At 38.7% G+C, this 20737-nt stretch carries 16 protein-coding genes; 6 read left to right on the top strand and 10 right to left on the bottom strand.

Features of this window, described 5'->3' with window-relative positions:
• Positions 1–45: 45 nt before the first annotated feature.
• Complete coding sequence (gene ggt, locus JM81_RS02905; protein WP_144800625.1) at positions 46–1737, bottom strand: gamma-glutamyltransferase; 1692 nt, start codon at positions 1735–1737, stop codon at positions 46–48.
• 56 nt (positions 1738–1793) lie between these two features.
• On the bottom strand, positions 1794–2390 hold the full coding sequence (locus JM81_RS02900) for an ACP phosphodiesterase (protein WP_144800624.1): 597 nt from the start codon (positions 2388–2390) through the stop codon (positions 1794–1796).
• 94 nt (positions 2391–2484) lie between these two features.
• On the opposite strand from JM81_RS02900, the gene glmM reads away from it, so the two are divergent.
• A complete protein-coding gene (gene glmM / locus JM81_RS02895) occupies positions 2485–3873 on the top strand; it encodes a phosphoglucosamine mutase (RefSeq protein ID WP_144800623.1) in 1389 nt (462 codons plus the stop codon).
• Between the two features lie 56 nt (positions 3874–3929).
• Here glmM and JM81_RS02890 read toward each other — a convergent pair whose 3' ends face one another.
• Positions 3930–4826 carry a lysophospholipid acyltransferase family protein gene (locus JM81_RS02890; protein WP_144800622.1) on the bottom strand — a complete coding sequence of 299 codons (897 nt, stop codon included), beginning with the start codon at positions 4824–4826 and terminating at the stop codon, positions 3930–3932.
• A 57-nt stretch (positions 4827–4883) separates the two neighbouring features.
• On the opposite strand from JM81_RS02890, the gene JM81_RS02885 reads away from it, so the two are divergent.
• Both JM81_RS02885 and JM81_RS02880 read left to right on the top strand, forming a co-directional pair.
• Entirely contained in the window at positions 4884–5534 is a 651-nt protein-coding gene (locus JM81_RS02885; protein WP_144800621.1) for a rhomboid family intramembrane serine protease, read from the top strand.
• Between the two features lie 125 nt (positions 5535–5659).
• Positions 5660–7321, top strand: a complete 1662-nt coding sequence (locus JM81_RS02880; protein ID WP_144800620.1) for a hypothetical protein — start codon at positions 5660–5662, stop codon at positions 7319–7321.
• A 77-nt stretch (positions 7322–7398) separates the two neighbouring features.
• Here the strand turns inward: JM81_RS02880 and JM81_RS02875 are convergent, their stop codons facing one another.
• On the bottom strand, positions 7399–8517 hold the full coding sequence (locus JM81_RS02875) for a TlpA disulfide reductase family protein (RefSeq protein ID WP_144800619.1): 1119 nt from the start codon (positions 8515–8517) through the stop codon (positions 7399–7401).
• A gap of 100 nt (positions 8518–8617) precedes the next feature.
• On the bottom strand, positions 8618–9112 hold the full coding sequence (locus JM81_RS02870; protein WP_089260608.1) for a hypothetical protein: 495 nt from the start codon (positions 9110–9112) through the stop codon (positions 8618–8620).
• A gap of 90 nt (positions 9113–9202) precedes the next feature.
• Here JM81_RS02870 and JM81_RS02865 point away from each other — a divergent pair, with 90 nt between their 5' ends.
• Positions 9203–12121, top strand: coding sequence for an FAD-binding and (Fe-S)-binding domain-containing protein (locus JM81_RS02865; RefSeq protein WP_144800618.1), 2919 nt, complete (start codon positions 9203–9205; stop codon positions 12119–12121).
• A 7-nt stretch (positions 12122–12128) separates the two neighbouring features.
• Here the strand turns inward: JM81_RS02865 and JM81_RS02860 are convergent, their stop codons facing one another.
• Positions 12129–12974, bottom strand: coding sequence for a UDP-2,3-diacylglucosamine diphosphatase (locus JM81_RS02860; RefSeq protein WP_144800617.1), 846 nt, complete (start codon positions 12972–12974; stop codon positions 12129–12131).
• 227 nt (positions 12975–13201) lie between these two features.
• Between JM81_RS02860 and aroC the strand changes: the two genes are divergently transcribed.
• On the top strand, positions 13202–14266 hold the full coding sequence (aroC, locus tag JM81_RS02855) for a chorismate synthase (RefSeq protein ID WP_144800616.1): 1065 nt from the start codon (positions 13202–13204) through the stop codon (positions 14264–14266).
• Positions 14267–14326: 60 nt separating this feature from the next.
• A complete protein-coding gene (locus JM81_RS02850; protein WP_144800615.1) occupies positions 14327–15628 on the top strand; it encodes a dicarboxylate/amino acid:cation symporter in 1302 nt (433 codons plus the stop codon).
• A gap of 21 nt (positions 15629–15649) precedes the next feature.
• Here JM81_RS02850 and JM81_RS02845 read toward each other — a convergent pair whose 3' ends face one another.
• From JM81_RS02845 to JM81_RS02830, 4 genes are all read right to left on the bottom strand, one after another.
• Positions 15650–16447 carry a DUF1206 domain-containing protein gene (locus JM81_RS02845; RefSeq protein ID WP_144800614.1) on the bottom strand — a complete coding sequence of 266 codons (798 nt, stop codon included), beginning with the start codon at positions 16445–16447 and terminating at the stop codon, positions 15650–15652.
• Positions 16448–16553: 106 nt separating this feature from the next.
• Complete coding sequence (locus tag JM81_RS02840; protein WP_315897740.1) at positions 16554–17594, bottom strand: DUF748 domain-containing protein; 1041 nt, start codon at positions 17592–17594, stop codon at positions 16554–16556.
• 191 nt (positions 17595–17785) lie between these two features.
• Positions 17786–18190: a thiol-disulfide oxidoreductase DCC family protein gene (locus tag JM81_RS02835; RefSeq protein ID WP_144800612.1), complete on the bottom strand. Its 405-nt coding sequence runs from the start codon at positions 18188–18190 to the stop codon at positions 17786–17788.
• Positions 18191–18496: 306 nt separating this feature from the next.
• Positions 18497–20668, bottom strand: coding sequence for an endonuclease MutS2 (locus JM81_RS02830; protein WP_144800611.1), 2172 nt, complete (start codon positions 20666–20668; stop codon positions 18497–18499).
• Between the last annotated feature and the right edge of the window lie 69 nt (positions 20669–20737).

The raw sequence follows: 20737 nt of genomic DNA, 5'->3' as shown, positions 1-20737 counted from the left end.
AAAAGAATGAAAATATAATCTTTTTAAAAATGCATTTAGATTAGTCTAAAACCCAACTGCAGTATCGTCTCCGCGTGGATCGGCTCCTCCTTCAAGTTTACCGTTTTTAAGAATGCGTATTGCATCAACCTTACCAATGATAGGGGTGCGCTCTTCGTTAATTAAATATCCTTTTGATTTTAATTTTTCTTTTAGTGGTGTTGAAAATCCATTGGGTTCAAATATAACCGCATCGGGCAACCATTGATGATGAAAGCGTGGCGCGTTCACAGCATCTTGCATACTCATATTAAATTCATATCCGTTTAAAATAGTCTGTGCTACCGCGGTAATAATCGTAGATCCCCCAGGGGTACCTACCACCATCCACAATTCTCCATTCTTTTCAACAATGGTGGGGGTCATGCTACTTAACATTCTTTTTTCAGGTTCAATGCTGTTGGCTTCTGCACCAACCAATCCAAACATATTGGGAACTCCAGCTTTAGCACTAAAATCGTCCATTTCATTATTTAGGAAAAAGCCAAGTTCATCACAGTATAGTTTGGAGCCAAAATTGCCGTTTAACGTAGTTGTAACCGATACGGCATTGCCCTCCTTATCTACAATGGAGTAATGTGTGGTTTCCATACTTTCAACAATTTCAACGTTACCATGGGCAATAGTTTCCGACTTTGTTGCTTTATCCCAAGAAAAATCATCCATACGGATCTTTAGATAAGTTTTGTCTAGAAGAGATGATGTTGGGATATCAACAAAATCAGGATCTCCTAAAAAATAGTTTCTATCCGCGTAGGCACGCCTAGAAGCTTCGGTAAACAATTGTATCGCCTTTTCACTATTATGTCCAATTGAGGCAATATCATAAGGTTCTATCATTTTAAATATTTGGTTCATGGTAACGCCACCGCTACTAGGAGGTCCCATGGAGATAATTTTTAAATCCTTATAGTTGAACACCACGGGCAATCTCCAAACCGCATTATAATTGGCAAGGTCGTCCATGGTTATAAAACCGCCGTTTGCTTGTACAAAATCTGATAATTTTTGAGCGATTTCCCCTTTGTAAAAACCGTCCCTGCCTTGTTTGGAAATGGTGCGCAGTGTCTGTGCCAAATTTGGATATGTTATGATATCGCCTTCTTTATACATTTTGGCAAATTTGGTACTGTCGCTATTGACTTCAATGAATACCTCCTGATAATTTTTAAGTATTTCAGCTTGTTTGGCAGTTACTTTAACTCCATTTTCCGCTAAGGCAATAACGGGTTCAAAAATTGCCTTTAAGGGCATTTTCCCAAATTTCTTATGTACTTCAATGATACCTGCGACAGAACCTGGAACCCCTACGGAGGTTGCGCCCAATGTGCTCATGTCCGGAATAACATTGCCAAACGAATCCAAGTACATATCCTTATGGGCGGATTTGGGGGCCTTTTCCCTAAAGTCCAATGAGCCAATATTGCCATTAGCCTGTCTATAGACCATAAATCCTCCACCACCAATATTTCCGGCCCTGGGGTAAGCTACGGCAAGTGCCAATTGTGTGCCGATCATGGCATCAAATGCATTACCGCCTTTTTCCATAATATCGCTCCCAATTTTGGAAGCTTCTTGCCTGGCGGAAACTACCATGGCATTTTCCGTAACCGTTCCTGTCGGAACCGCCGGATTCTGTTTGCACTGACAGCAAATAATTAGCGTTAACAACACAAACGCAGTTTTTAGTGGTCTCATTTTTGGTGGTATTATAGGTTTATGTTATATATTATAAATGTTTATATTTCAAATGTTTAAATTTTTTCATTTATCGATTTGTATTTTAGTTTGGAATAGGTGATGAGTTCGGTAAAAAATTCTTTAAACTCGTGCTCAAAAGCGTGGTAATGTTCCTCCAGGTCCGTAATCGCAAAATTCATTTTGGACCTATTTTTAGTTCTGCGGTTCATTCCGTTCAAGACTTTTGCTATCCCATCCATATTGGAATAGTTGTAGATCCAGTTATCGGCGATCATATACGGCATCATACGTTTTACACCATCCGGTAACACCTCGAAATTATCTTCAAGAAGATCATAAAATCGATCTACATAGACATCCAAAGGAACATCGGAATAGGTTTTCCAATTTTTGGCCAAAAAATGATCATAGAAGATATCCACGATGACCCTGCTGTAATGTCCATAATTCTCATGAAGACGTTTACTGCTTATTTTCGGTATGGGGTGGGTATCGGTAAAAGTGTCTATATGTCTATGTAATTTAATCCCCTTTTGTATCCTTTTAGGTAAATGCTGGTACTTATTGCCTCTAATACTATCGGCAATAAAATTTCCTAAGGTTATTTCATCATCGTCAAATGACAGATAAATATGGGCTAAAAAGTTCATTTACCTATTTTATGCAATATAAATCGAATTTACAAAGAAGGACAATAGCGGTACAAATGAACCGTTTATATTTGCAAAAACTTATTAAGAATATATGACACTTATAAAATCCATTTCAGGAATTAGAGGAACCATTGGTGGAAAGCCAGGTAATAATTTAACACCAATTGATGCTGTAAAGTTTGCTGCATCTTATGGAATATGGTTAAAGGAATATTCAAAGAAAGATGATTTGCGGGTCGTCATAGGTCGTGATGCACGTTTGTCTGGAGAAATGATACAGAATTTGGTGGTTTCAACTTTAGTGGGCTTGGGTATAGATGTTATAGATTTAGATCTCTCAACCACACCCACCGTAGAAATTGCGGTACCTTTAGAAAAGGCAGATGGCGGTATAATCTTAACGGCCAGTCACAATCCAAAGCAATGGAACGCTTTAAAATTATTGAACGAAAAAGGGGAGTTTTTAAATGCCGAGCAAGGGGCAAAAATTTTGGCAATTGCTGAAAAAGAAGATTTTGATTTTTCAGAAGTTGATGATTTGGGCGAGATCATAAAAAATGATAGTTATATAGACATTCATATAGATGAAGTATTGAATCTTTCTTTGGTGGATGCCGAAGTGGTAAAAAAGGCTAAGTTCAAGGTTGTGGTAGATGGCGTTAATTCTACCGGGGGTATTGCCATTCCTAAATTGCTTAAAGAGTTTGGGGTAGAAGTAGTAGAACTGTATTGTGACCCTACCGGTCATTTTCCACATAACCCAGAACCGTTAAAGGAACATCTTACGGATATTTGTGACCTGGTAGTCAAAGAGAATGCAGATTTTGGTATTGTTGTGGATCCAGATGTAGACCGCCTTGCTTTTATAAGTAATGATGGAGAGATGTTTGGGGAGGAATATACCTTGGTGGCCTGTGCGGATTATGTATTGGGCAAAACAAAAGGAAATACCGTATCCAATCTATCCTCATCACGTGCTTTAAGGGATATTACCCAAAAACATGGTGGTACCTATGAGGCCGCAGCAGTTGGTGAAGTAAATGTAGTCACCAAAATGAAGGCCAATAACGCCATTATTGGCGGTGAAGGTAACGGGGGAATCATATATCCAGAAAGCCATTACGGTAGGGATTCTTTAGTCGGTACGGCATTGTTCTTAATGTTGATGGCGGAAAGGGGAGGCACCGTGGCTGAACTTAGGGCCAGTTATCCCAGTTACTTTATGAGCAAGAAGAAGATTGAGCTTACGCCAGGACTGGACGTTGATGGAATTTTAGAATCTATGGCAAGTAACTATGCAAATGAGGAATTGTCTACGATAGATGGGGTTAAGATAGATTTTGCCGAAAATTGGGTTCACCTGCGTAAATCAAATACAGAACCGATTATTAGAATATATACCGAAGCCAAAAGCCAGGAAGAAGCAGATGGTCTTGCCAATAAGATTATTGGGGAAATCAAGGAAATTGCCGGTATATGATAAAGGTGTAAAATAGCCCAAGGCTAATAATGCCATAAAATTATATTGAGATGAAATTAACCTGTTACTGCAAAGGAGGCAGGTTTTTTGTTTCTGTGCTTCCAACGTTTATGGGTCCATAAATAATGTTCTGGCTTTTCTATAATCTGGGCTTCCGTTAATCGTAGAAAAGCATTGGTGATTTCATGTTCTTCGGTTTCTTTGGCATTTCGAGCAATAGGAATGAATTCTGCCTGGTAATGTCCTCGCTTTACCTTGCTTACCTTTAAAAAAACCACGGCCAATCCGGTCTTGCGTGCCAAAGTTTCACCACCATTGAAGATGGGCACCTTAATGTTCATGAATTTTGACCAGTATTGAGCTCTATGTGCTTGTGGGGATTGATCGCTCACCATGCCATAAGTTGCCCTAATATTATTCCTGTAATTTTCTATGACCGTTTTTGCCGTTTGCCTTTGTGTAATTAAGGTAGTGTTCCATCTGGCCCTTACTTTTCTTATAAATGCATCAAAATAACTATTGTTTATTTTTTGGTAAACGGCATACCCTTTGGATTGAACATAATTGTTAATGCTCACGTTCCACTCCCAATTGGCGTAATGGGCACAAAGAATAATAATACTGCGTTCTTTTTCAATTTCCCGTAATACCTCAGGATTTATAATGTGGTATTTTTTGGCTACCTGCTCCTTACTCAGGTTCATGGTCTTTACCATTTCTAGAAATGTATCACAAAGATGATGGTAAAATTCCTTTTCTATATGGGCTATTTCCGCTTTACTCTTATTGGGGAAAACAAGATTTAAATTTTCCTGTACCACTTTTCGCCGATACCCAAAAATATGATAGACAAAAAAGAAGGCAACGTCAGAAAAGGCATAGAACAAAGAGTGTGGTAATATGGAAATGAACCATAAGAGGGGATAGGTCAGAACAAAGGCCAATAGTTGCATTCACAGAAAAATTATGGGCAAATATAGTTATATTTGAGGCTAATTAAATGGCATAGAATGTACAACCTTCATTTGGCAACAATAGCGATTATTGCAGCAAACGTATTGGTATCGTTAAAGGGATTTAATGATACCGTTTTTTTTGAACGATATAAATTTAGCATAGGGGCCATTAACGCAGGTCAAAAAGATCGCATGGCTACTTCTGGATTTTTACATGTGGATGTTTCTCATTTGTTGTTCAACATGTTGACTCTGTATTTTTTTGCCGGTGTGGTCATCAACTGGTTTGGAACGGTAAAGTTCTTTATCATATATGCTGTAAGCCTCTTGGCGGGCAGTTTGCTGGCCTTGAACTTTCATAAAGACGAACCGTATTATTCTGCAGTAGGTGCCAGTGGTGCGGTTACGGGTATTCTATATGCGGCTATTTTACTACAGCCCTCCATGCAATTGGGTATCATGTTTATTCCCATTCCTGTGCCTGCTTATGTAGTGGGTATTGGATATTTGTTATACTCTATATATGGTATGAAAAAACGTTTGGGTAATATTGGACATACTGCCCATTTTGGAGGTGCAATTGGCGGCTATGCCTGTACCTTGTTGTTCATGCCCAGTCTTTTGCAGACCGATACGTTAATGGTGGGGTTGTTGGCCTTGCCTATAATTCTTCTGTTTGTCTTGGAAAAAATGGGCAAAATATAGTTTTTTTGGTCACGGAAGATTTAAAACCAGTTTTTTAGCTAAAATTTTATGCATTTCATCGGATTTATGTAATAAACGGCAACAATCAGCAAGGTTCGTCGTTATTGCAAAAACCCAAATTTGAAATGAGATCAACTTTATCTTTTAGAAAAATATGGTTCCTGGCCATATCCGCAGTGTTTATGATTGCGAGTTGTAGTGATAAGACTACCATTTTCGAAAACCCCGAGGATAATTTAATCAAAGAAACAGATCAGCAAAAACTGGACAACAGTGTAAATTTTGACCGTGCAGGTGTACTTGATATTTATGAAGATCCTGCAACAAGTGCCAAAAGGTACGGTAATATGACCGGTAAAGCTGAGCCGGCAGGAGATTATCCGCTTACCCTAATTGCCCAGATATCGCCACCAACGTTTGAAAACGGCGAGAATTTGGCGGCTACCCACGTGGCATTGGACGGAGATTATGGTTATGTTTCCTATAATACTGTGGGTGAGGACTTTGTAGGTACCATAGATGTTATTGATATCAGTGATCCTTATAATCCTAGTTTGACCTCTAGGGTGTATTTTACCAATGCAGATTTAAATTCCATTGCTTATGACGGTGGTTATGTATATGTAGCTGGTGGTGTAGATGCGGAACAGTCCGTAACGGCCACATCAAATTCATTGGTTGCCAAAATTGCAGTAAATAACGGAAGGTTAAACACCTCGGATATAACATTTGGCTTTCAGGAAGGTGATAATGCTACGGATGTACAGGTTGTGGGCAACACGGTATATGTTACCAGTGGGCAGGAAGGATTTGTCGTTGCCTATGACAAGAGTGACATGACAGCCTTAAATGAAGCCGCGTTTACAGATTTAAGATCTATTGCGGTCAATGGAGCCGATATAGCCGTATTGGATGCCGCCCAGGGGGTGAGTGTCTTAGATCAAAGCTTGTCGGTAAAAAATACAATCGCAATAGATTCTGATTTTGGAATAGATGCTAAGCGCACATTGGATTTTTCTGGTGAGAATATCATTGTATCCGAAGGAAATAAAGGAGCGGGTATCTATAATGCTACTACCGGTAGTTTTGTTGAGCATATGCCTATACTGACCAATCCGGAAAACGCAGAGCCTGGAGATATCGTTACCAATGGTGTTGCCGTGAACGACGATGTTTTGTTAATGGCCAATGGCGCCGGTGGTTTAAGCCTTTCAGAGACCAGGGCGGATAATACTACAGGTGTTGGTGTTATCGAGTTGACCGGTTCCATAAACTATGTTGCCTCAAAAGGGGATTATGTATTTGCCGCATCCGGTAGGTCCGGATTTCAGATTATAAAATTGAACAGGCCTAGCGAAAGTCTTGTGGAGCGTTGCGAAGATTTGCCTTCGTATAACGGTACATCAAACTATAGTGTGTCAAATGGGGAACAGGAAGCATACTCAGGCTCCAAAAGATTCAATTCTATTGCTGTGGACGGTTCATTGTTGCTTTGTGGTACTTGGACAGTTAGCAACGGTATAGATATCGATGACAACAGTGTTTTTGAAATGAACGGAGCCATTACGATTGGTAGACAATATAGAACTCGTGATGTAGTGGTTGGTGCAGGTTCTACGTTGCGTATTGAGGGAAATATAATTATTTACGGCGATTTAATTCTTGAGGACGGTGCTACCGTGGAGTTTTTGGGAGATTCATCCATAGCCGCTGTAGTAGGTAATGTTATTAAGAATGGAGATACGACGATAACAGGTACTTTTAATGACTACTTCAATAGATTTTAAATGACCTATTAAAAATAGAAAATCCCCTGGCACCATCTGTTGCTAGGGGATTTTTCGTTTCATATTGGTTTGGAATCTTAATTTAGAAGCTCCGCCACCTTTTGTTCAAGGGCGGGTCCTCTTAAATTCTTTGCCACAATAACGCCATTTTCGTCTAGGAGAAAAGCCGCTGGTATAGCTTTTACATTGTATAGTTGGGCAATTTGATCATCAAAATAAGCAATATTGGATATATGGTTCCAATCTAGGCCGTCATCGGCAATTGCCTTCTTCCAAGCCTCTTCAGTTCTATCTAAGGAAACGCCTATTACGTTTAGGCCCTTGTCGTGGTATTTATTATATACGGCAACAACGTTTGGATTTTCGTTCCTACAAGGTTTGCACCATGCTGCCCAAAAATCTATTAATGTAACCTTGCCCATTACATCCTTTAAGGCAATGATTTCGCCATCTGGGTTTGGACCTGAAAAATCCGGTGCTTTTGCGCCTATACTGGTGTTTTTACTGGCTTCTGCAGATTTTTTAAGCTTTTCTAAGTTTTGCTGAATTTTTTTGCCAGGTTGAGAACTTCTAATTTCTTCCGTAAACGTATTGAAAATAGTTTCCGCTTCCTCAAATTCAACTGCTTTGGTACTAATGGCCCTGTCCAAGACAAGCGCAGAAATCAAAGCCTTTGGATTGGCCTTTGCATAATTCAATTCAAAATCCTTGTACTCTTCCTGTAGTTCTGTCATTTCATCCTGCAGAGCCAACGCTGCTTCTCCTGTGGCAGATTTCATATCTTCTTGAATAGATCTTGCTTGCAAAGAGATTGCCCTGGATTGATCCATGTAATCGGCAAAACTCTCATTTTGGAACGTGCCTTTTATTTCGGCAAAACCCATGCTATCTTTTTGGGCGTTAAATTCAATAGTTCCGTTCTCAAGGATTACGGCTGTGTAGCCCGGTACCTGTTCAACAAATATGTAATGTAGTTCTGGCGTATTGGCAACTCCGGTAAACGTAAATTCGCCATTTGTAGTAGTTGCCGTATCTACTTCTACGGGTTGGTTGTTATCGCCAATTTTTTTAAGGAATACACTTGTACCATCTTTTAATTCCCCCCTTAAATTACCGTTTAATGTAAAACCCTCTGGGTTGGAGTTGCAACTGAACAATAAGCCAATGGCCAGTAGAATAACAATATTATTTTTCATATAATACACTTAGGTTAGGTTGCAAATGTACTTATATAAAGGATATAAAAAAAGACCTTTGACGGTTGCGCCAAAGGTCTTTGAATTAAGGTATCTTGTCTTAGAATTGATATCTAATACCAAGTCCAATATCAAAATCAAAATTATCTGAAAATCCGTTATAACCGGAAACACCTAGTTCAGGTCTAAAGTCCAAGGAGAGAATCAACGGAATATCAAAATTATATTCAATACCAATGTCGCCCGCAGCAAATACGAACAATCCGCCATAATCATCATTTGGTAGTCCTGGAAAGTCAACACTTCCTAGGCCGCCACCAACACCATAATACCAATTAAAATCACCCTCAATGGTTCTTACCCATTGGTAAAGTCCAGCTAATTTAAAAGCGTTAAAGTTTCTACTGTCCCTCCATCCAAGGTCAACTTCCAACCTATTGTTAAGGCCTAATGATTTCTGGTAGCTAATTTCGGCACCAAAGCCGTCACTGTCCCCCAAACGTAGTCCTAATGCATGATTGGCTATGTCCTGAGCCGATGAAAGCGAACAGGTGGCCATAAAAATAAGTACGGTAATTCCTTTTAAAATCTTCATATAGTTCATGTTTTTTGTGATGAAAAATGAGCTTTTTTATAATGTGGCTCACACAATAAAACTTAATTTAGCACTCAAAATTGTGCTATCTTGAAAAATAATTTCCTGTCAAAGTTACAACAAGATTTAGAGGGTGAGGTCTTATATGACGACCTTACAAAAAGTTTATATGCAACGGATGCTTCGGTTTATAGAAAAATTCCATTAGGAGCAGCCTTCCCTAAATCTGTAAAGGATATCAAGCGTATTATTGAATTTGCAAATCATGAAAGTATTGGAATAATACCCAGAACCGCCGGAACGTCCTTGGCTGGACAATGTGTTGGTGATGGTTTGGTGGTAGATGTTTCTAAATATTTTACAAAAATCATCAAAGTAGATGAGGCAAAAAAGCAGGTTACGGTACAACCAGGGGTAATACGGGATGAGCTCAACCAATATTTAAAACCGTACGGTTTATTTTTTGGACCCAACACTTCAACCTCTAACAGGTGTATGATCGGTGGTATGGTAGGTAATAATTCCTCTGGTACTACATCTATACAATATGGGGTGACCAGAGATAAGGTTGTTTCATTGAAAACAATTTTGGCCGATGGTAGCGAGGCTGAATTTGGTAGGCTTTCTTCTACCGAATTTCAAGAAAAAATGAAAGGTAATTCATTTGAAGCTTCACTTTATAAAAATATTTATAATGAACTAATTGACAATGAAGTATCAAGCGAAATAATTACACAGTTTCCCAAACCTGAAATTCACAGGAGAAATACCGGTTATGCCGTAGACGAACTTTTAAAATCCAACGTATTTGGTGGTCCTCTGGGTTATTTCAATATGGCGGAACTGCTTTGTGGAAGTGAAGGTACCTTGGCATTTACAACTGAAATTACCGTTCAATTGGATGAATTGCCCCCGGCATTCTCTGCCATGGTCGTAACCCATTATACATCGTTAGAAGATTGTTTAATGGATGTAGTACCGGTAATGGAGCACCCATTGCAACTATGTGAAATGATGGATAAGGTTATTTTGGATTGTACAAAAAATAACCGTGCGCAACTTGCAAATCGTTTTTTCGTAGAAGGTGATCCGGAAGCATTATTAATGTTGCAAGTTTCTGCCCATTCCGAAATAGAGCTAAATAAAGCGGTAGATGCTTTGATCAAGACCGTGGAAAAGTCCGGACTAAGCTATGCAAATCCTGTATTGGTCGGCAGTCAAATTAGTAAAGCCATTGAATTGCGTAAGGCCGGTTTGGGGCTACTGGGCAATATTGTTGGAGATATGAAAGCGGTAGCATGTATAGAGGATACGGCCGTTGCTCTGCCCGATCTAAAGGATTTTATAGCAGAATTTTCCGTAATCATGAAGGGGTATAAGCAGAACGCGGTGTACTATGCACATGCCGGTGCCGGTGAACTTCATTTGCGTCCGATTCTAAATCTTAAAAAGGCTACGGATGTTGCATTGTTCAGGAACATTACAACAGATGTTGCCAAGCTTACCAAGAAGTATAGGGGTTCGTTTAGTGGGGAGCATGGTGATGGTATCGTAAGGGCAGAATTCATTCCGCTCATGATTGGGAAAAAAAATTATGAACTGCTCAGGAGGGTAAAATCATATTTTGATCCCAAAGGTATATTGAACCCGGGGAAAATAGTAGATGCTTATCCTATGGACCAATCATTCCGTTATGAAGTGGACCGTGAGGAACCCAATATAGAAACACTTATGGATTTTTCCGATAGTGAGGGTATCCTTAAAACTGCGGAGAAATGTAATGGTAGTGGGGACTGCAGAAAAACCCATCATATGAACGGGGGTATGTGTCCAAGTTACCATGCTACAAAAAATGAAAAAGATACCACTAGGGGCAGAGCAAATACATTAAGGGAATTTTTGACCAATCCTAAAAGTACGGCACAAAACAATTTTGACAGTCAAGAAATCAAGGAGGCTTTTGACTTGTGCTTAAGTTGTAAAGCTTGTGCCAGTGAATGTCCAAGTAATGTGGATGTTGCTACGTTGAAGGCGGAATTTTTATATCAATACCAAGAGGCCAACGGCTATCCTTTAAGAGGAAAATTGTTTGCATATAATACCAAGTTAAACGGGTTGGCAAGTAAAGTTTCCGGCTTGACAAATGCGGTATATGAATCCAAGTTTTTTGGAGGTTTATTGAAAAAATCCAGTGGTGTGGCTCCTGAGAGAAGTCTGCCAAAAGTTTATAGTTTTAATTTTGATAAGCATCTTCAAAATACTGCTAATCAATATCCTATAAATAGAAATAAAGTAGTCTTATATATAGATGAATTTACCAGGTATTTGGATATTGAAGTTGGGAAGGATGCAATTTCCCTTTTGATTAAATTAGGATATGAAGTTCAACTATTTTATGCTGAAAGTGGCCGTACATTTTTATCTAAGGGCTTTTTGAAACAGGCAAAAAAACTTGCCCTCAAAAATATGGTAGAGCTAAAAAAATTTGCAGATCAATCAATTCCTATATTGGGTCTGGAGCCATCTGCAATACTATCTTTCAGGGATGAATATAAACGGTTGACCACAGATCGGATCGGTGCGCAACACATTGCCGATCATTCTTTCTTAATAGAAGAATTTTTGGCTAGTGAAATTGCTAACGGAAACTTGAGTGCATCTTCCTTTACAACGGAGTCAAAAGATGTAAAGATTCATAATCACTGCCACCAAAAAGCATTGAGCAACCAAAAAGTAACTTTTGACATTCTTAATTTACCGGTCAATTATAAAGTAAGTATTATCCCTTCCGGTTGCTGTGGTATGGCAGGTTCATTCGGATACGAAAAAGAGCATTACGGGACCAGTATGAAAATAGGTGGCTTAAAATTGTTTCCTGCAGTTTCCAAATCGTCACCGGATACCATAATTGCAGCAAACGGAACCAGTTGCAGGCACCAAATTTTTGATGGTACCAAAAGAATAGCAAAGCATCCTGTCAGTATTTTGAACGACGCGTTGGTATCTTAATTAAGGTTCATTGTTTTTGTTGCTTTTTTTTGTTGGCTTTATTAGTGATGGTGGCAATCAATTCGTTGATATCCATGGATTTTAATTCCTCGTCCATATAGAAAGAGGCTAGTTTATCATTGTCATAATGATATAGTTTCCATCGTTTAAAGGAATATTCCAAGGCGGTCTTGTGAGTAACCCAATCCCCGGAGTTTAAATATAGGCAACTGCCCTTTTTTGTTTCTATAACCTGTTTTTTAGGATGATGGCTGTGTCCGCAGATAACATGGTCAAAATGCTGGTCAATGGCTAGTTGGGCCACATTGTGTTCAAACTTTGCAATAAGGTTCGGGTCCCGTACTTTTTGGTATTCCGTACTTAAAAAGGGCTTGTTTCTTTTGCCCATTTTTTTGAAAATTCTAGATTTTAATTTGGAAAACCTTAAAAGGGTCGTAAAACCTATGCTTCCTAAATGAAGCAACCAATGGGAGTATCTAAGGGAAATATCAAAAATATCGCCATGAAAGAAAAGCGTGTTTTTTCCATTAAGTTTTAAGATCAATTTATTGGATACTTTAATGGCTCCCATATGTATTGGGTCAAATTTTCTAAGAGGCTCATCATGATTACCGGTAATATAGTGTACTTCAGTACCTTTGGCCGCTAGGGAGAATATTTTTTTAATGACCTTTAGGTGTGCCGGTGGAAAATAGTTGTTTTCCATTTTTTTGGTATCTAGTATATCACCATTTAACACTAAAATCTTTGGGTCTATGCTAGAAAGGTAGGTTAGTAGTTCTTCTGCGTGACATGTATATGAACCCAAATGGATATCGGATAGTACGACAATTTCTAGACGGCGTTTTTTCAAAGGCGTAATTTTCGTACAAAATTAAACCTAATGGTATGGTTATCAGTTCGTAGCAGCATCATTTTTACATGATGCTAAGGTTAAATAATTATTACTGGAAAAGATTACTTTGTTTAGGTAATAAGCGATTGTAATATTTTTGTATCAAACATTTAACTTTTACCTTTGAAGCTTGGACTTTTATAGTCTATAGATTGTTTATCCATTAATAATTGAAATAATTTATCATGGCCGGAAATAGCTTTGGAAACCTATTTAAAGTTAGCACGTTTGGAGAATCTCATGGCAAGGCCATAGGTGGGGTTATAGATGGATGTCCGTCTGGAATTACATTGGACCTCGCAGCAATTCAAAAAGATTTGGATAGGCGTAAACCCGGTCAATCGGCTATCGTAACGCAGCGCAAGGAACCGGATGAAGTTGAATTTTTCTCCGGAATCTTTGAAGGGAAGACTACAGGTACTCCCATTGGTTTTGCAATTCACAATACCAATCAAAAATCTAAGGATTATGGTCATATCAAAGACTCCTATAGGCCATCTCATGCGGATTATGTGTATGACCAGAAATACGGATTTAGGGATTACAGGGGTGGCGGTAGAAGTTCTGCAAGAGAAACGGCAAGTAGGGTAGTGGCCGGTGCTATCGCAAAGCAATTTTTAAAGGGTATTGAAATACAGGCTTTTGTATCCCAAGTGGGAAATTTAAAATTGAACAAGGATTATAAGGAACTGGACCTTTCCCAAACTGAAAATAATATAGTGAGATGTCCGGATCAAGAAATGGCCTCACAAATGGAAGATTATATCAAAGCCATTAAAAAGGAAGGGGATACTATTGGAGGTGTAATTACCTGTGTTGCCAAGAATGTACCAATAGGTTTAGGAGAACCGGTATTTGATAAATTACATGCCGAACTTGGTAAGGCAATGCTATCCATAAATGCCGTTAAAGGTTTTGAATATGGTAGTGGTTTTGATGGTGTAACCATGAAAGGCAGTGAACACAACGACCAGTTTAATACTGATGGTACTACAAAAACCAACTATAGTGGCGGTATACAAGGTGGCATAAGTAATGGCATGGATATTTATTTTAATGTCGCATTTAAACCTGTGGCAACGGTCATACAAGGGTATGAGACCATAGATAGGCAAGGGAATAAAGTACAGACCCAAGGAAAGGGTAGGCACGATCCCTGTGTGGTTCCAAGAGCCGTTCCCATAGTAGAGGCAATGACGGCCTTGGTGCTGGCAGACTTTACGTTGATCAACAGAGCCATTAAATTATAGGTTCCTTTTTAGCACTTTTACAAGCAAAATACTATCTTACTTCCCAAAACCAAATTATATATGAGGAAGCTAGAGTTGCATTGGCAAATTCTATTGGGAATGTTGGCCGGAGTATTGTTTGCATTGGCCATGGTACAGTTGGAATGGGGACCACAATTTATTTCGGATTGGGTAAAACCATTCGGTAATATTTTTATCAATTCATTAAAACTTATTGCAGTTCCTTTGATATTGGCATCATTGATCAAAGGAGTCTCTGATCTTAAGGATATTTCCAAGCTTTCACAAATGGGTGGAAGAACGATAGCTATATATATATTCACCACAGTTATTGCCGTATCCATTGGTTTGGGGGTGGTAAATATTGTAAAACCTGGTGCTTCAATTAGTGAGGAGACCCGATCGGAATTGGTGGAAAATTACAAAGGTGATGCGGATGCAATAAAGTCCAAGGCGGACAAGCAAAAGGAAGCTGGGCCTTTACAGGCGTTGGAAGATTTGGTACCAAGCAATATTTTTAAGGCGGCATCCGATAACGGAAATATGCTTCAAGTAATATTTTTTGCTATATTTTTTGGTATAGGTCTAATTTTAATACCTGAAGAACAAGCTTCACCGGTAAAGAAATTTTTTGATGGCTTCAATGAAGTGATATTAAAGTTGATTGATTTGATAATGCTTGCAGCTCCTTTTGGAGTATTTGCTTTATTAGCGGCACTGGTGGTAGAGTCCCCAAGTTTGGATTTGTTCAAGGCGTTGGCTTGGTACGCCCTATGTGTGGTATTAGGGCTAACTTTAATGTTAGGGGTGTACCTGTTAATGGTTTGGGTCTTTACGAAAACCTCGCCAAATACCTTTATGAAAGGCATGTCCCCGGCGCAATTATTGGCTTTTTCTACAAGTTCAAGTGCAGCTACATTGCCCGTGACCATGGAACGGGTAGAGGAGCATTTAGGCGTAGATGAGGAGGTTACCAGTTTCGTTCTTCCAATTGGCGCTACCATTAATATGGATGGCACAAGCCTTTATCAAGCTATAGCCGCTGTTTTTATAGCTCAGGCCTTTGGTATGGAACTAAGCCTATCCGCTCAGTTGGGTATAATCGTAACGGCTACCTTGGCATCAATAGGTAGTGCTGCGGTACCAGGTGCGGGAATGGTAATGTTGGTCATAGTTCTTGCTCAGGCAGGAATACCAGAAGCAGGACTGGCATTAATATTTGCCGTTGACAGACCTTTGGATATGTGCCGTACCGTAATCAACGTTTCCGGTGATGCTACTGTTTCCATGATGGTGGCAAAGTCCGTAGATAAATTGCATTCGCCCAAGGTTAAAAACTGGGACGACAATTATAAAAAGTAGGGATTTGAAGGTATTTATGCTTTAGACGTCAAATTGGCGATAAGCGGCCATGGTAAACATATATAGACCATAGCAAATTAAACCTATAGCAATGGTACCTAATAACCAATGTCCATAAACTTGTTCTTGGATAAAGGAAAAAGCTTGAGCGGTACCTTTGACCGTATTGGAAGAGTTTCCCTTTAAATTAAAGCCAGCGGTAAGAAAGAAATAAGCAATGATCAAGGTTACGATTCCTCTGGAAATGAGTCCGGCATAACCTATACGTCTAACGGTCTTTCTTTTAATGACCGAATTGATATTTTGGAGATTTAATTTTTTAAGTACATCTCCATTTTGGATTTTTAGAAATTGAAAAACTCCCTTTAATGCCAGTCCCGCTCCAACGACGATAAATATCAATGCGCTCAACGTTCCGTTTTGTAAGCTTGTATTTCCGCCTCCACCACCCTTAGCTATCAGGGACGTAATGTTGAGTGCGTCCAAAATTGCAAAAACTCCAATTGAAGCATATACCAAACCGCTAACGAAAAAGCCCACACGTTTTCCTAGGCCTTTGATGTCGGTGCCATAATCTTCAGGGTCGTAAATGCTGACAATAAATCTCCATAGTGCAAAACAGAGAAGACCAAGTCCCAAAATAAAAATAATCACGGTTCCAAAGGGTTGGTTCTCCAAATAGTCGATAACCTCTAATTTACCAGCCTTTTGACCTCCCATATTAAATGCGGAAAAAAGCGCTAAAACACCGGTAATGCCATAAACGGTTCCTTTGGCAATATAGCCCAATACGGCAATCTTCCTTAATTTTTGGTTCATAGGAGTAAATGTTTAAAGCTACACTGGCTATTTTAGCCAATTTGATGTTTTGGAATTGTAGAATATTAAAAAGGCATAGAAAGTTGTATACATCCTTAACCCAGTTTTATTTAGATTTTTTTTCCTCTAATGCGTCAGCACCCTCTGTGGCATCCTTAAAATTTAAATCGTCATCTACTACCCCTTTATAGGCTTTTATCCAAGCATTTTTAAAAATACCGGTAATGGTAGGGATGATCTTTGTCTTTGCGCTATTTAAATCACCTTCTATAGGTATTTTTGTTGCCAATGTATCTTGCCTATGATTCTTTAACAAGAATTTAAAGAAGCCAACAAAGCCTTCCCATAATGTTTTCAAGAAACCATCATCCTTGCCGATCAATTTAGCATTCCGTAAAATAGGCTTAAACGAACCTTTTAAGTATCCATCGGCAATGGCCATTTCTCCGAAAAGGTCAAAAGTGCCTTCGTCGAAATCTATGCCTGCATAAAAGTTCGTGAAATCATTTAAAGCCTTGGCATTTGCTTTTTCCAAACTAAAGGAGATGTCCATATCCGGAATTTCCTTGACCAAGTTCATGTCTCCTTTTAGAATAACATTTCCGTTACCTATAGAGACTGCTGTGGCGTATATAGTAGAAGGTAATGTCCTTGTTTTTTCTACCACATTCCTAAGGTTGGACGCAGAAAGGTTTACGTTGGAAAGGTTCAGGTCAATATTGGGGTCTGCCTGTAATTGTAGAAAGGCAAACTTACCTTGTTTAACGGTTAATTGATTGATGTCTATGGGAACTAAGTCCGTAAGTGCTTTGGACCAATCTTCGGTATCGGTTTGGGCCGTATCTTGTTGTTGGTCTTCAAAAACATAGATCACGGTTGGTTCTTTCATGATAATTTCACTCACTATTTTTCCATGAATCAATGCTTTCCACTCAATGGAAATGTCGGTTTTCTTAAAGTCTAGAAAAGGAACATCGGAATTTGCATTTACTTTATTTAAATACATTCCCTTTATAGTATATGCACCGCGGATTAAAGCAAGGTCAATATCTTCAACATGTCCATAATATCCGGGAATATCCGCTAAAACCTTATTGACATAATCTTTAACGATATAGGGTAGGGCAATGCGAAAAATAAGTAACACTACAATAAGTGTTATAGGTAGTAGGTATCTTTTTTTCTTGTATCGCCGTCTTTTAATTTTGCTCATTATGTTTCAATAATGGCGATAATATAATTTAAATCTTTGGTATATAGTTGATATAATGGGGATAGGGGCAAAACTATTATTCTTTGGATTAGTAAAATTTTAGATGCACCGATTTATCAATAAGGTTAAATGAACTTTTGCTTTATTTCATCCGTTGGTATCATACATTCTTCTCTTTTGCCATACCATTGATACCTATTTCGAGCTATAAAATCGTATACGATATTACGGAAAGACTCCGGTAACCATAATAAAATGCAGGAAATTGTTCTTATTCCTTTTAATTCTTCACCAATCTTTAAAGCAGCTGTAGATTTTATATAATAAGCAACGTTGGGTTCAATAAGAATAATAGAATCAACTTTTTCAGTATCTATATTTCGTTCTAGAGTCAATTTTTTTCCAGTTTCACTTTGCAAGGCGGCAAATTGAAATTGGTTTTCAGAATCTCTTTTAATGATAAACTGTACGGCTCCGTTACACAAATTGCAGACCCCGTCAAATAAAATAATTTTCTTTTTATTTTCCACGGATTAAAGATACAATGAGTACCAATTATATCATTACCATTTATAATCTATTTAAGAAAGATGTTCAATGGATATTTATTTATTCCTAAATCTTTAATAGATTGGGAGTGCTAGACATATAATTGAGATATCACTGGTATAAATAACAATTCCACTAAAATATTCCTATGATAAATTTAGGCGTCAGCAGGAATTAATGTAATAAAGGGTCAATAAGTACTAGTTTTATGTGAATATGGTGTTTAACAATTTATAAAAATCGTATACGATTTAATTTAAAATACTTAAAATCAGTTTGTTAATATGTTATTTCTTTCGTTCTACCAATTCCAATTGGTCAACACTAACATTGGTCGTAAAAATGCCATAGTTGACTATCGCTTTTCCTTTTTCCAAGGAATCTATTGACCCTACGGACTTGCCATCTAACATACGTACACGATCACCAATTTTGAAAACTGGTTTAGGTTTGTTTTTTTCTTTTGCTATGGCCTTTTTCTTGGCAACCTTTTTGTTTTCACGAATGACCTTCACCTCTTTTTGGACTTCTTGGGCTACTTTTGCTTTTTTTGCACGTTCTGCCTTGGCCTCATTTGCAGTTTTTTTCTTGCGCTTGCTATTCTCCGTTTCCACAATTCGTAATAGCTCAGATACCAACTGGCGCTTTTTATTGTCCAAAAAGTATTTGTCCGCAGCAATGTTCACCTTGTTTCCCAATTGAATCATACGTTGATCATGGTCGTATAACTCTTGATAATTTTCCAATTTGCTCTTGATTTTGGCATTCAGCTTTTCCAAGCGCTCACTTTCCTCTCGCGCCTTGTTTTCCTCCTCTTTGAGTCTAGAGCCTGTCTGTGCCATTTTACTGCGTTCTTTTTGTAATTTGGCAATAGTGGCATCAAACCTTACTTTTCCACGCTCTATTTTCTTTTTGGCCTTGTTGATCAGGGAATAGGGGATACCGTTCTTTTGTGCTACCTCAAAGGTAAATGAACTACCTGCTTGCCCAAGTATAAGTTGAAAAGTGGGCTCAAGGGTCCTGCCATCAAAAAGCATATTGGCATTGGTAACATGGGGCAGTTCATTGGCCAATGCTTTTAAATTGGCATAGTGGGTAGTGATTACGCCATAGGAACCCCGCTCATAAAACACTTCTAAAAATGCTTCTGCCAAGGCACCCCCCAGTTCCGGGTCGCTACCTGTACCAAACTCATCGATCAAGAACAAGGTATTGTCATCGCAGCGTTTTAGAAATTGGTTCATGTTCTTTAAGCGGTAACTGTACGTACTTAGGTGATTTTCAATACTTTGGTTGTCACCAATATCCGTCAATATTTTTTTGAAAAAGCAAACTTCGCTACGTTCGTGTACAGGAATCAACATACCGCTTTGAAGCATAGCCTGTAATAGGCCAATGGTTTTCAACGTAATACTTTTTCCACCAGCATTGGGGCCGGAGATGACGATGATCCTATTTTCCTGGTGCAGCTCTATAGTCTGGGGATATGTTTTTTCGTTCTTTCGCTTATTGCTTAAATATAAAAGCGGATGATAGGCATCCCTTAAATAGAGTCTGTTGTTGGTATTGATAGTAGGCATTAGGGCGTTGATATCTTCCGCGTGCTTCGCTTTTGCGGCAATGACGTCCACTTGTGACAAATAATCCTGATAATCGCTTAAAAGCGCTCTAAATGGCCTGATTTGATTGGTTAATTGTTTTAGTATCCGTTGTACTTCTTCTTTTTCTTCGTATTCCAGATTATTCAGTTCCCGGCTATATTTTAAAACTGCTTCCGGTTCAATGTAAACGATACTGCCGGTTTTGGAAGTGCCCATTACCGCACCCTTAATTTTTTTACGGTACATGGCCTTTACGGCAAGGACCCTTCTGTTTTCCACCACACTCTCCCTTATTTCATCCAGGTAATCGGATGATTGGTAAGTTGAAAGTGCCGCGCCAAAGCTTTGGCTGATCTTACCCCTGACTTGGTTGATTTGCCTTCTGATAATCTGAAGGTTGTCCGATGCATTGTCTTTTACCTCACCAAAACGGTCAATTACGTTGTTGATCAACACTGGAATTTCGGTTGTTGGTTCCAGTTTTAATGCAAATTCATGGAACAATGGATAATATTCCTTGAATTTTTTAAAGAATTTTTGATGTTGGGCAACCGTGGTGCAAATACTCGAGATACGTTTGAATCCCTGTAGTTCTAAAATGGTATTTTCAATTTTTAACAACCGTAAATCTGCATTGATACTATCAAATCCATGATTTGGAATACGGTTTTCACTAACCAGGGAAGAAAGGTATTCGGCCGTTTTACCTAATTCGATTCTAATAACTTCCTCGGTTAAGAAAGGTGCTATATTCAACGCTGCCTCTTTGCCCAATTCAGTATGGCAACGCGCTGCAATCTGCTGTAAAATGGAAGGGAATTCTAAATCCTGTAATGTTTTGGAATGTATATTGGCCACGAGCTAATTTAATATGGGGTAAAGGTACGGATTGAGAGCGATATCTGAAATTTACGAAGCAAGCGTTGT

Source organism: Maribacter sp. MAR_2009_72, from assembly GCF_007827235.1.
GTDB classification, from domain to species: Bacteria; Bacteroidota; Bacteroidia; order Flavobacteriales; family Flavobacteriaceae; genus Maribacter; species Maribacter sedimenticola.
The sequence above is the reverse complement of the archived record's forward strand: the minus strand, read 5'-3'. Positions and strand labels throughout refer to the sequence as shown.

Excerpts from the sequence above, each read along its gene's own strand:
- JM81_RS02885 (WP_144800621.1), top strand. The coding sequence starts at position 4,884 with ATGTACAACCTTCATTTGGCAACAATAGCGATTATTGCAGCAAACGTA.
- JM81_RS02850 (WP_144800615.1), top strand. The coding sequence starts at position 14,327 with ATGAGGAAGCTAGAGTTGCATTGGCAAATTCTATTGGGAATGTTGGCC.
- glmM (WP_144800623.1), top strand. The coding sequence starts at position 2,485 with ATGACACTTATAAAATCCATTTCAGGAATTAGAGGAACCATTGGTGGA.
- JM81_RS02875 (WP_144800619.1), bottom strand. The coding sequence starts at position 8,517 with ATGAAAAATAATATTGTTATTCTACTGGCCATTGGCTTATTGTTCAGT.
- JM81_RS02845 (WP_144800614.1), bottom strand. The coding sequence starts at position 16,447 with ATGAACCAAAAATTAAGGAAGATTGCCGTATTGGGCTATATTGCCAAA.
- JM81_RS02900 (WP_144800624.1), bottom strand. The coding sequence starts at position 2,390 with ATGAACTTTTTAGCCCATATTTATCTGTCATTTGACGATGATGAAATA.
- ggt (WP_144800625.1), bottom strand. The coding sequence starts at position 1,737 with ATGAGACCACTAAAAACTGCGTTTGTGTTGTTAACGCTAATTATTTGC.
- JM81_RS02880 (WP_144800620.1), top strand. The coding sequence starts at position 5,660 with ATGAGATCAACTTTATCTTTTAGAAAAATATGGTTCCTGGCCATATCC.
- JM81_RS02890 (WP_144800622.1), bottom strand. The coding sequence starts at position 4,826 with ATGCAACTATTGGCCTTTGTTCTGACCTATCCCCTCTTATGGTTCATT.
- JM81_RS02870 (WP_089260608.1), bottom strand. The coding sequence starts at position 9,112 with ATGAAGATTTTAAAAGGAATTACCGTACTTATTTTTATGGCCACCTGT.
- aroC (WP_144800616.1), top strand. The coding sequence starts at position 13,202 with ATGGCCGGAAATAGCTTTGGAAACCTATTTAAAGTTAGCACGTTTGGA.